The sequence below is a fragment of the Paenibacillus crassostreae genome, from assembly GCF_001857945.1.
GTDB classification, from domain to species: Bacteria; Bacillota; Bacilli; order Paenibacillales; family Paenibacillaceae; genus Paenibacillus_AQ; species Paenibacillus_AQ crassostreae.
On the sequence record NZ_CP017770.1, the window covers coordinates 2,044,080 to 2,056,375 of the forward strand.

Consider the following 12,296-nt stretch of genomic DNA (forward strand, 5'->3'; position numbering starts at 1 on the left):
TATAATAAGACATGCTGTTAAGGGAGCTGTAAACCATGCCTTTTATTCGAAAATATGCAATCATCGTATTCGGTAGTCTATTAATCGCTATCGGTACAGACTTTTACCTTGTTCCCTTTAAAGTGTTAGATGGTGGTGTGATCGGCATTGCGTTGATTATGAATTACTTATTCCATTATAAAATTGGTCTAGTAATCATCATCTGTAGCATTCCTATCTTCTATATTGCTTGGATGAGAAATCGGGCATTTTTCTATAACAGCATATCTGGAATGTTGATTTCATCCATTTTTATCGAACTGCTGGTGCCTTTTCAATATTATTTCCTCTATTATATCGAATTGGGTCCTCTTACTAGTTCTATGTTCGGCGGATTTCTGCTCGGAACCGGACTCGGACTAATGCTTCGATACGAAGCTAGTACAGGGGGAACGGATCTTATCGCTAAATTGATATCTAACCATACCGTTCTGAACGTTGGCGTTATCATATTTCTGATTGATGGATTGGTGATTGGCATCGGGGGACTTCTTATTTCGTGGGAAACCTTTTTTTATTCAGTTATCTCCATTGCCTCAGGGGGGCTTGCGACTAGCATTTGTACGTTGAAGGGCTCCCGTAATTTACAACTAAAGTGATAGTTGCCTATTATGTAATTTATGAAGAAATCATGCCTATTGTTTATTGATAGCGCTGTGACAAGCAGAAACGGCGATGCTGTCCTTTTTCAAGGAGTTTATCCTTCCGATGTTAGTGATACTTTGTATCACTTTAGGGGATCCGATCTCCCTATCACAACGTTATGATTGATTTATAGGTTATTCTCTGTATTCTAAGGTTATTATCCCTTAGGCTTTACCCACAAAGCAGCGATAAAGGAGAATATAATCGCTGCTGATATCCCAGCACTAGTCACTTTGAATATTCCGGTTATAATGCCGATCCATCCATGATTCTTCAATTCCGTAATTGCCCCGTGGACGAGTGCATTACCAAAGCTTGTAATCGGAACAGTAGCCCCTGCGCCTGCAAAATCTATAAATGGATCATACAATCCTAACCCGTCCAAAACTGCCCCAATCACAACAAGCAAGGTCATCGTATGCGCAGGATCTAATTTGAACACATCAAAGCAAATTTGACCAAATACGCAAATAGCTCCACCAACCAAAAAGGCCCATACGAATATCATGTCATACTCCTCCCAGCTTCTATGGATACGGCATGTGCTATACAAGGAATGCTCTCACCTTGTTGAAAGCTCAGTGGAGATAATAAAGCTCCTGTCGCCACAACAAGTAGCCGTTTTATTTCCCCTTTTTGCATACGATTAAGCAAATGCCCATAAGTGACAACCGCAGAACAACCACAACCGCTTGCTCCTGCTTGAACCATCTGCGTATCATAATCATACATCATCATCCCGCAATCCTTATATTCCGTCTGATGAATAGGAATGTTATGTTTCTCCATTAATTTGCAGGCAATTTCATATCCTACCTTAGACAAATCACCCGTTACGATCAGGTCGTAATAACCAGGTTCAATATTTAAATCGCGTAAATGAGCTTCTATCGTATCTACCGCAGCGGGAGCCATAGCCGCCCCCATATTAAAAGGATCTGTAATTCCCATATCAATCACTCTTCCAATGGTCGCCGATGTAACTACAGGACCTTCTCCTTCCGTTGATACAATCACAGCACCTGCACCTGTTACCGTATATTGTGCCGTTGGTGGCTTCTGTGACCCATACTCCGTTGGGTAACGGAACTGCTTCTCGACGCTTGCATTATGACTACATGTCCCAGCCAGCGCATATTGTGCCGATCCTGAATTAACAATCATTGAAGCGATAGCCAAGCTCTCCATAGAAGTTGAACATGCACCGAATACACCAAGGTATGGAATAGCTAATGTTCGTGCAGCGAAGCTACTACTAATGATCTGATTCATCAAATCACCACCAATATAAAATTGTACCTGTTCCTTCGTTAATCCAGCATTCTCAATCGCTAATTTAGCCGCTTCTTCGATCAACACTTTCTCTGCTTTCTCCCAGCTTTCCTCCTGCAACATAGAATCTCCATGAATGATATCGAAATCCTCTGCAAGGGGTCCTCTTCCTTCAAAGGGCCCGACAATCGTTGCTTTTCCACGAATAACTGGTTTATTCTCAAACACCCAGCTTTGATGTCCCTTTAACATATTATGAACCACCTCCGCCTTGGAATAACCACGTCACTATACCAATAATAAAAGCTGCTACCGTACCAAATACAATAACTGGTCCAGCGATTTTAAACATTTGGCCACCTACTCCTAGAACGATACCTTCACTCCGATGTTCAATTGCTGCGGATGCCATCGAGTTAGCAAAACCTGTAACAGGCACTGCAGATCCCGCTCCTGCCCATTGTGCGATCTTATCGTATACGCCTAGACTAGTCAGTATGACAGAGATGAGAATCATTACAGCAACCGTAGGGTCACCCGCTGTCTTCTCTGTAAAACCAGCCCAATGAATAAACATCTCTTGAACTACCTGTCCAACCAAACAAATAACCCCACCCGCAATAAATGCCCGCAGACAATTTCCGAACACAGGTCTTGGAGGCTGAACTTTTCTAGCTAATTCTTGATACTCTTGCTGTGTTGGAGTTAAATTTTTCTTTTTATTATTCGCCATGAACATTTCCTCCTTGATTCAAATAGACAACCTGCCATTAACGAGTGAGCACCGGTCTAACATTGTCGATTACCTTAGCTAATCTAATGGAACTTTGTTCATACATATCCTTTATTTCTTTATTGTCAGTAGACAAAGCGAACATTTCTAGGTCTGCCTCACACTTCTTCAACGTTGCAAATAAGGTAGCCTTCACTTGTGGCTTCGGAACAATGAGCTGATCATCGAATAAATCAACATATAATTGGCCATACGAGTCCACTTGACCAAGAAATACATTCTCAATAGCCACACCAATTTTCTCTAACTCTACATCTAACCATTTCCTGTTCAATCCAATTGTTGCTAGTGGCTCATCCATAATTTCTCCATCCATAATCACGGTCTGCGTCTCTTGTTCTGGAGCGACCTTTATGCCTAGAGAATTAGGTGTAATTGGTAGGTTTTCTTTCGTTAACAGGACACTTATTCCACCGCTAGGCTCCATCACAGCGAATTCAGCATCTGCCACCCTAAACACATTCTTACTTCGAAGTTGTTCCATTAGCTCATCTGTAGTAAGCCGTTCTTTTTTTAGATTCTCTTCAAGAATTTTACCGTCTTTTATGAGGACCGTACCATGACCATCTACAGCGTCCCTTAACGTTTTACTCTTCAGCGTCAAAAATTCTATACCAAAAGAAAAGCCTATCCATACTAACAGCGATACAATACCTAGATACCAAGATCCATCCATCTCGATCGGAATCGTTGCTGCAAGGCTACCGATCGTAATTCCGGTTATGTATTCAAACAAGGATAGTTGAGATACTTGTCTCTTGCCAAGAAGTCTTGTTAATAAGAATAGGACAACAATTGTTAAAACAGTACGAAAAACAACTAATAACCACTCTTGCATAGTGACTTACCTCTTTTCAGTTTAGTATTAGGTACAACTAAGGATGTCCTGTACGCGATTATTTTAACCGAATTCTACAAATTCAAACTCTGAAGTATAGCCTTAACTAAAGACGGATATATTATGTTCGTTCCAGTTTACAAAAAAATATTTCAATTAAAGAGGTGAACTTAGATGACCGTTTCTTCTCAAGTGAAAACATGCTTAGCATCTTTAAAAGGAGCTCAAGCCAACCTTGAACAATTTGCATTAGAAACAGAAAATCAAGAAGCGAAAACAGCATTTACTAGCGCAGCTGAACAGACACAACAAATCGTTCAGTCCGTTGAAACACGCGTACAACAATTAGAGAATGAAGAGCCTCAATATAAAGGATTCTAAAGAATTGAATGATTCATGAATCAGGAAAAGCCACTGATAAAGGCATGAGGCCTATGATCAGTGGCTTTTCTTCTATAAATAATTAATCTGAATACAACGTATTATCTGAACAAACGTCAGAATCTCGCAACAACAAGTACATCTACATGCCGCCCTGCACGTAGTAGTCGTTTCACAACAGATCCCTTCCATAATACTTCAAATAGTTGAAGCTTGGATTGACCGACGATAATCTGTGTAGCGGTATGCTCGGTGGCTTGAGTAATAAGCACCTTTGCTATGTCACTACGACATCTCGCTTGTTGTATGTTAAACTGACCACCCAACTGTTCTGTTAACTTTTTTAGCGTCCCAATCCGTAACCTAGCTTGTTCCATACATTCTGATTTCTCAAGCTGTACATATGTCACATACCACGTTGCTTTGAGGCGATGGGCGATTCGGAATCCCCTTCGTATTAAGCTTTCCGCATGAGCTGTTAATTCTACACATACATATATCACTTCTTGTCTCCGCCAAGGTCCTCTTAAAGAACTTGTTCGCTCCCACGCTTCCAATCGTTCATCTACATCGTCTGCAATCTCTCTTAGAGCCAACTCACGCAATGCAATTAAATTACCTGTCTTAAAGAAGTGCCCTAACGATTGTTCAACTTTATTGAGCGCATATACTTTCCCATCTCTTAATCTCTGTTGCAAAGACTGAGGTGCTACATCTATCAATTGAACTTCATCCGCTAACCTTAAGATGTGATCAGGCACGGTTTCTCTAACACGAACGCCTGTTATTTGCGCGACGGCATCATTAAGACTTTCTAAATGTTGCACATTCATGGTCGTGATCACCGAAATACCTGCATTCAGAATTTCAATAACATCTTCATACCTCTTTTTATTTTTACTCCCAGGAACATTGGTATGTGCTAGTTCATCAACCAAGATAACATCAGGTGCCTGCTTAATAATTTCTTTGGTATCCATCTCTTCTAACTTCGCACCACGGTAATCTATAATTGCTCTCGGAATCGTTCCAAGCGCTCCTACCTGGGCCGCAGTCTCTTTACGACCATGTGTTTCCAATAGTCCGATCAACACATTCGTCCCAATACGTTGTAGATCATTTCCCTCGCGAAGCATCGTATAGGTTTTACCGACACCTGGTGCTGCTCCAATATATACCTTGAATTGTCCTCTTCTGATTCTTTCAATCTGCTTATCTACCTCTTCAGAGCTCAAGCGCCGATACATCGAGCTTGCTCTTGGACCTTTTACTTTTGTGGGTAGAATACGTTCTCCCTCATGTTCGGCACGGTCAGCAATAACAAACACATCCATGTTCTGTGTCTTTTTTAAGATGTCATGGATAATTGACCCTTGCCAGAATTCCTGCCAGCGTGTTTGTTTCGAATGACCCAACACGATTCGTGTCGCTCGATGTTCCATAGCATATTGAACTAATACGTTAGGTAGTGAACGTCTAGAGCTGAAAGAAAGTTCCTCAAATTCACCATTTACCTTTTTAACTAATTTCACGAGCGAACGTTTAAATGTCTCTGCTTCTCTGCTCATTTTTTTTTGTGGATTCCTAAAGGTGATCACACACAGATCCCCATTTAGTCTTTTTGCAATTTGCTGACCACGCCGAACATAAATGGAACTATTCCAATGATATTGAGCGGACACAAGAATTTTTTCAGTTACGCCTGTCGGACCGTAGTTCCCCATCTCCTCATTATGCTTCTCCAATGAATCATTAACACCTTCAGCAACATGTCGTAGTGCCAATTCACGTAATATCGCTAAATTCCCTCTTTTAAAAACAGTATCTGTCTCTGCTTGGCTTAACTGCAGTTTCCCCGTCGCAATACGACTCAATAGCGTTTCCGGTGTCACATCAATAAGTCGAACTTCATCTGCTAGCGCAAGCGTATTGGCAGGGACCGTCTCTTCCACTTCAACACCCGTCATTCGACTAGCGACTTCCCTAACACCCTCTAGATCATATATGTTAACTGTGGTGATGACACTTATCCCACGACTGAGCAAAAGCTGAATATCTTCAAGCCTTGTGCGAAAGGGAGCACCCGGTCTATTTCGGTGAGCAATGGCATCTACAAGAACAACTTCTGGGTTCCTTTCCAACAGAACATCTACATTCAAATCCTTCTGTTCAATTCCATTCTTAGTCCAATGAATACTGGGTACACGTTCCAAATCCGCAAGTTGTTCTACCGTTTCAGATCGCTGGGATGTCGTAACGGCACAGATCACAACATTGATCCCTTGCTCCTTGAGAAGTTGCCCTTCTCTGAGCATATGATACGTCTTTCCTGAACCACTTACAGCTCCGATGAGAATCTTTAATCGTCCTCGATGCAACTTGTAAATCGAGATTAGAATTTCTTCGGGTGTTTTTCTTTTGAAGGTTTCCATCGTTCATTACATCCTTTGCTAAACGTCAAAAAATTAAAAAAAAGCCAAAAACAAGCGGATCATATCCGAAATGCCTTGGCTTTTTGTGAGTGAATGGATCGCAATCTTTTATTTTATCATTTCTCCCAAAGCGAGGTTCAACAATAATACGTTGACTCTTGGATCCCCGAATATGCCTAAGTCACGTTCTTTGGTATGGTTATTCACTAATTTTTGTAGCTCAGCCTGATCTAATCCCGTTAAATTACTGATTCGTGGAATTTGAGCTGTGGCTGAAGCTGGTGAAATATCTGGGTCTAACCCTGATCCAGAATTCGTTACTAGATCAATGGGTAACTTCTCCAAAGGGACATCTGGATTAGCTGCTTCCCAAGCGACCATGGATTCTTGGATCCGTTTCACCAATTCTGGGTTAGATGGCGCATAGTTCATGGATCCAGAACCCGCTCCATTATTCTCAATGCTTGAAACACGACCTTGGAAGAATGCAGGATTGGTAAAGGTCTGTCCTATCAGCTCTGAACCAACGACCTTACCCTCCCCATCTTTCACCATACTACCATTCGCTTGTTGTGGGAAAATCAACTGGGCTATACCGGTACTAACCATTGGATATATTAAACCGCAAAGCACAATCATCACTAAACTGATGCGTGCGGCAACTCCTATCATTGAACTTTTATTGGATGTCTCTACATTGTTCATTGCTATTTCCTGCCTTTCCCTATTATAGTCTACGGCACATAACGCATGCCATCTTATTCCTTCGCGCTTAAATCCACAAGTGTACAATTAGGTCAATGACTTTAATCCCGAGAAAGGGAGCAATAACCCCACCAACTCCATAGATTAGTAAATTGCGACTGAGCAACTTACTTGCGCCCATGGGTTTGTATTTAACACCTTTCATGGCAAGCGGAATGAGCAGTGGAATAATCACAGCATTAAAGATGAGCGCTGAGAGTATTGCCGAGAGCGGTGAACCTAGACTCATCACATTAAGCCCATTCATTTCTGGAATAGCGACCATAAACATCGCTGGGATAATAGCAAAATATTTAGCTACATCATTCGCAATACTGAAGGTCGTTAAAGCACCTCGTGTCATCAATAGCTGTTTACCTATAGCGACAACTTCAATAATTTTGGAAGGATCGGAGTCCAGATCGACCATATTAGAGGCTTCCTTCGCAGCCGTTGTTCCACTATTCATCGCTAAGCCTACGTCGGCTTGAGCGAGTGCGGGAGCATCGTTCGTACCATCACCAGTCATAGCGACTAGCTTACCTTCACTTTGCTCACGACGGATGACTGCAATTTTATCCTCGGGTGTACTCTCCGCTATAAAACTATCTACGCCTGCTTCACGGGCAATGGTCGCTGCAGTTAACGGGTTATCCCCTGTACACATGATGGTCTTGATCCCCATCTGTCTTAATTGGTCGAATCGCTCTTTCATACCCGGTTTTACGGTATCCTTCAAATAAATCAATCCATAAATAATTCCGTCTACTGCCACCGCAAGAGGTGTACCTCCATCCGAAGAGATGACATTCGCCTTATCTTCCAAATCTGCAGGAATGAGTCCTCCTTGAGATTCAACCCACTTCCTTACAGAGTCAACGGCTCCTTTACGTACATGGCGTCCATCTTTGAGATCAATACCACTCATACGCGTCTGTGCTTTGAATTCAACGAATTCGCCACCTACTGCAAGTTGGTCTTCTACGAAATAATCAAGCTTCCTCATGAGTTCAAGGACTGAACGCCCTTCAGGAGTCTCATCCTTCAAGGAACTGATCGCTGCCCAATAACCTAACTCTTTCTTAGTCATTTTACCTACAGGTATAAATTCACTTGCCATACGGTTACCATAGGTTATGGTTCCTGTCTTATCCAGAATCATTGTGTTGATATCACCAGAAGCCTCGACGGCTTTACCCGACATCGCTAACACGTTGAATTGCGTCACACGGTCCATACCAGCAATACCTATGGCGGACAATAACCCACCAATGGTTGTTGGTATTAGACACACTAACAATGAGATAAGAACTGGAATCGGTAGATCAATATCGAAATAATTAGCAATAGGAGCTAAGGTTACAACAACAATTAGAAATATCAATGTCAAGCAAGTAAGCAATGTATTAAGTGCTATTTCATTCGGTGTCTTCTGACGCTGTGCACCTTCTACGAGTGAGATCATTTTATCAATAAAAGACTCACCTGGATCGGCAGTAATTCGCACTGTAATGACGTCACTGACTACCCGTGTACCGCCCGTAACAGAGTTGAAGTCTCCTCCTGCTTCCTTGATCACAGGAGCTGATTCACCGGTTATAGCCGATTCGTCCACAGATGCCAATCCTTCAATGACCTCACCGTCACCAGGGATCATCTCACCACTTGAGACAATCACGACATCGCCTTTACGTAACTCCGTAGAGTTAATAACTTTAATCTCGGAGCCTATTCGTTTATTGGCTTGAATCTCTCTCTTTCCTTTTTTCAAGGAATCCGCTTGTGCCTTCCCACGTCCTTCTGCCAATGCTTCAGCGAAGTTCGCGAACAAGACCGTAAATAACAGAATTAAGAAGACACTAATATTAAATCCTATCTGATCTTCAGTTCCGAAGTACTTTGGAAATAGTACCATCATAAGTACAACAAATGTCCCTACTTCAACTATAAACATGACAGGATTCTTCATCATAAACATCGGATTCAATTTTATAAAGCTTTCTTTAACAGCATGTTTGGCTATTTCACCATTGAACATGCTCTGGCGTTTATTATTCATCGTTCAAGCACCTCGTTCTAATGGAGTGTTAAAAATTCGGCCACAGGGCCTAAAACAATGACCGGAAGGAACGTTAACGCGCCGATCAATAAGACAACACTGATCAATATTCCAATAAATAGCTTGTTATCTGTACGAAATGTACCGATTGTTTCACCTACGGGGTTCTTAGCACTAAGTGAACCTGCTACTGCAAGCATAGCGATAATCGACATGTAACGTCCAAAGAACATTACGAGTCCTGTTGAAACGTTCCAGAATATCGTATTATCTCCTAGTCCTTCAAAACCGGATCCGTTGTTAGCGGCAGATGAAGTGTATTCATATAAGGACTGGGTTAAACCATGGAATCCCGGATTACTTAATGAATCATAGCCCGAAGAGGTTATAAATGAGAGCGCCGTAGGCACTAAGATGATAAATGGATGCACCAGAATAACGAGTGCAATCAGCTTCATTTCCCTGGCCTCGATCTTCCGTCCTAAGAACTCTGGCGTTCGTCCAACCATAAGTCCGCAAATAAAGACACCTAGTATGGCGTACATCAACATGTTAACCAGTCCGACACCTTTACCTCCAAAGACGACATTCAGCATCATTTCACCAAGTGCTGCCATTCCTCCAAGAGGCGTTAATGTATCATGCATATTGTTGACTGATCCCGTTGTCGCAGCCGTCGTAACAGTAGAGAATAGAGTCGATTGTGCTATACCGAATCGAACTTCTTTGCCTTCCATACTACCTTGAGAAGATTCAATACCTAACGAATTGATTGCCGGGTTGCCAGCTTTCTCTGACGTATAACTAATACTTAGGAATATCAAGAACAGAATCATCATGCTTGAGAATATGACCCATCCTTGCTTCTTGTTTTTAGCAAACAGACCAAACATATAAGGTAGTGAGGCTGCTAACATCCACATACTTAATATTTCGATAACATTGGTTAATGGACTTGGATTCTCAAATGGATGTGACGAGTTGGCTCCAAAGAATCCACCACCATTCGTTCCGAGATGTTTAATGGATTCCAACGAAGCGATAGGACCCATCGTTATCTGTTGCTCAACACCTTCAAACGTTGTTACTGTAGCCGTTGGGTCGAACGTTTGGGGTACTTTTAAACCAACTAATACGATCGTAACGATAAAAGCTAGTGGTATGAAGATACGAATAATAGCTTTGGTAAAATCCTGAAAGAAGTTACCTAATCCTTCACCGCGTCGAGTAATCCCACGAATAAATGCAACCGCAATCGCTAAACCTGATGCTGCCGATGTGAACATCATCATCGTAACAAATGCCATTTGGGTTAAATACGTCAATCCACTCTCGCCGCTATAATGCTGTAGATTGGTATTTGTCATAAAACTGATGATCGTATTAAAGGCGAGTGAAGCCTCCATATTCTCGTTCCCACTCGGATTTCCTGGCAGTAATCCTTGAAGACGTAGGAGTACGTAACTAATAACGATTAACACCGCATTCGTAGCAATAAAACTCAGTACGTACTTCTTCCAATTCATACTATTACGATTTCTTAATCCGATCAGCTTGTAGATGACATTTTCCGTTGAACCGAAAACCTTATCCGTTCGGTTAGGTTCATTGGAGAATACATGAAACATATAAGTACCGAGTGGCTTCACCAGCAACAGTAGTACGACAATCACAATTCCTATTTGCAGTAAGTCCATGCTTTATATCCTCCTATAGAGATGAATTTTCTGTTAGTTCACAATATTATGGCAATCCTAGAATTTCTCTGGATTGATTAACGCATATATCAGGTAAATGAAGATGACTAAGGTCAATGCAAGTACAACGATCATTGTTCCCCGCCCCCTCTATCTACCAACGTTCCGCACCAATGTGTGAACAATAACAATAATCCAAATCCAACAATTAACGTGATGACCATATAGACATCCATCATTATGGGAATGCCCCTCTCTCAAGTAGATTTTTGATGATTCATCCTGAGCTTATTTCTCAAGGAGAAATCCAACGTCTCCATTTTTCGTATAAATGACATGATCTGCACCCATTCCTCGATAGACCCCTCGAGGGCTAGAGTATCGGGTTATAATGTATATCTCACGCGTCGTCCATGGACGACATATTTGAAGATATCTACAACTTAAGTTAAGACTACTTTCGAAAATATAAATCCTTCCCACTGCCACATGTGGTACAATCCACTTTTTAGTCATATAAGTATCGATTCTAACAACATGTTTTGCACCCATTTCTAGGTAATCCAGTTCTTCTGTACGGCTGTTAGTCAGCACCGCAAATGACTTTTTATTATAAATTAATTGGTTTACGAATTTCCGTCCGTCCTCATTAGGAGCGATAACCAAAATGACATCATCTTCCATTATTAGGTCCTCCTATACGTTTAAAGACAACAAAAAAGAAGCTCAGCGAAAAAGTAGCTTTCCCAGAGCTTCTTTGTTAGTCCATGACAAAATAAATCCACGAACCAGCCAGAAGGCGGTTTGCTGCCTCTCCCTGTACGCTTACGAGGTTAGCTGTCGGATTCGGGCGAGAGAGTCGCCCTATTCCCGGCTTTGAAATACAATAGCCGAAAAATTCACCCCATGGAAACATCCGGCGTTTACGCAGCAGACATCTCCGATTGGTTCCCCCGTTTCTGAATTTCACAGAATTCAGCGTTCAAGACATTCTTTCAACATCCATCACAATTAATAACCGCAGAGCAGCTTGAGCGCCCTTCGATCGATAGTTTCGATCACAAGATTCATCATTCCTCTCTCAAACTTAAGCTTACGAGGTTAGCTGTCGGATTCGAGCGGTGAGAGTCGCTCTACCTAGATAAGGCTTAATAGCCTTATCTAGGATTCACCCCTGTAGCTTCCTAATTTCGACTCTCACACCGAAAAAAGGTTGCTACGTTTGGTTCCCCCGTTCCCCACCTTAAAGGTAGGGACTCAGCAAAACTAAGAATTGAAAATAATAACAATTTGTATTTCGATATGAATCATACACCCGCCCCAAATTAGTGTAAAGGTGACTCGAGGCCTTCTTAAAAGGAAATTTCAATCATTCAGGTTAATAATGGCGCTTACA

The 12,296-nt window shown here is 41.8% G+C and carries 12 protein-coding genes and 2 riboswitches; of the genes, 2 read left to right on the plus strand and 10 right to left on the minus strand.

The features are described 5' to 3' along the window. Window positions 1–35 precede the first annotated feature (35 nt). On the plus strand, window positions 36–638 hold the full coding sequence (locus LPB68_RS09600) for a YitT family protein (RefSeq protein WP_068659908.1): 603 nt from the start codon (window positions 36–38) through the stop codon (window positions 636–638). A gap of 203 nt (window positions 639–841) precedes the next feature. Here LPB68_RS09600 and spoVAE read toward each other — a convergent pair whose 3' ends face one another. Genes spoVAE through LPB68_RS09620 form a run of 4 tightly spaced genes read right to left on the minus strand, consistent with a single transcriptional unit; the run spans window position 842 to window position 3,587 of the window. Beyond that, complete coding sequence (spoVAE, locus tag LPB68_RS09605) at window positions 842–1,192, minus strand: stage V sporulation protein AE (protein WP_068659910.1); 351 nt, start codon at window positions 1,190–1,192, stop codon at window positions 842–844. Further along, complete coding sequence (spoVAD, locus tag LPB68_RS09610) at window positions 1,189–2,208, minus strand: stage V sporulation protein AD (protein WP_068659912.1); 1,020 nt, start codon at window positions 2,206–2,208, stop codon at window positions 1,189–1,191. Before spoVAD ends, spoVAE begins: the two co-directional genes overlap by 4 nt. Window position 2,209: 1 nt before the next feature. After that, complete coding sequence (spoVAC, locus tag LPB68_RS09615; RefSeq protein WP_068659914.1) at window positions 2,210–2,689, minus strand: stage V sporulation protein AC; 480 nt, start codon at window positions 2,687–2,689, stop codon at window positions 2,210–2,212. 37 nt (window positions 2,690–2,726) lie between these two features. Then, window positions 2,727–3,587: a DUF421 domain-containing protein gene (locus LPB68_RS09620; RefSeq protein ID WP_068659916.1), complete on the minus strand. Its 861-nt coding sequence runs from the start codon at window positions 3,585–3,587 to the stop codon at window positions 2,727–2,729. Between the two features lie 174 nt (window positions 3,588–3,761). On the opposite strand from LPB68_RS09620, the gene LPB68_RS09625 reads away from it, so the two are divergent. Continuing rightward, window positions 3,762–3,968 carry a DUF1657 domain-containing protein gene (locus LPB68_RS09625; RefSeq protein ID WP_068659918.1) on the plus strand — a complete coding sequence of 69 codons (207 nt, stop codon included), beginning with the start codon at window positions 3,762–3,764 and terminating at the stop codon, window positions 3,966–3,968. Window positions 3,969–4,084: 116 nt separating this feature from the next. On the opposite strand, the gene LPB68_RS09630 is transcribed toward LPB68_RS09625, so the two are convergent. The 6 genes from LPB68_RS09630 to LPB68_RS09650 form a co-directional block, all read right to left on the minus strand. Next, window positions 4,085–6,400, minus strand: a complete 2,316-nt coding sequence (locus LPB68_RS09630) for a histidine kinase (protein ID WP_068659919.1) — start codon at window positions 6,398–6,400, stop codon at window positions 4,085–4,087. Between the two features lie 108 nt (window positions 6,401–6,508). Next, entirely contained in the window at window positions 6,509–7,105 is a 597-nt protein-coding gene (kdpC, locus tag LPB68_RS09635; protein ID WP_068659921.1) for a potassium-transporting ATPase subunit KdpC, read from the minus strand. Window positions 7,106–7,172: 67 nt separating this feature from the next. Continuing rightward, window positions 7,173–9,203, minus strand: a complete 2,031-nt coding sequence (gene kdpB / locus LPB68_RS09640; RefSeq protein ID WP_068659923.1) for a potassium-transporting ATPase subunit KdpB — start codon at window positions 9,201–9,203, stop codon at window positions 7,173–7,175. A gap of 17 nt (window positions 9,204–9,220) precedes the next feature. Further along, on the minus strand, window positions 9,221–10,900 hold the full coding sequence (kdpA, locus tag LPB68_RS09645; RefSeq protein ID WP_068659925.1) for a potassium-transporting ATPase subunit KdpA: 1,680 nt from the start codon (window positions 10,898–10,900) through the stop codon (window positions 9,221–9,223). A 57-nt stretch (window positions 10,901–10,957) separates the two neighbouring features. Next, window positions 10,958–11,035 carry a K(+)-transporting ATPase subunit F gene (gene kdpF / locus LPB68_RS23860; protein ID WP_082865783.1) on the minus strand — a complete coding sequence of 26 codons (78 nt, stop codon included), beginning with the start codon at window positions 11,033–11,035 and terminating at the stop codon, window positions 10,958–10,960. Between the two features lie 153 nt (window positions 11,036–11,188). Beyond that, window positions 11,189–11,584, minus strand: coding sequence for a hypothetical protein (locus LPB68_RS09650; protein ID WP_068659927.1), 396 nt, complete (start codon window positions 11,582–11,584; stop codon window positions 11,189–11,191). Window positions 11,585–11,708: 124 nt separating this feature from the next. After that, window positions 11,709–11,891, minus strand: a riboswitch (cyclic di-AMP (ydaO/yuaA leader). A gap of 84 nt (window positions 11,892–11,975) precedes the next feature. Further along, window positions 11,976–12,173, minus strand: a riboswitch (cyclic di-AMP (ydaO/yuaA leader). Between the last annotated feature and the right edge of the window lie 123 nt (window positions 12,174–12,296).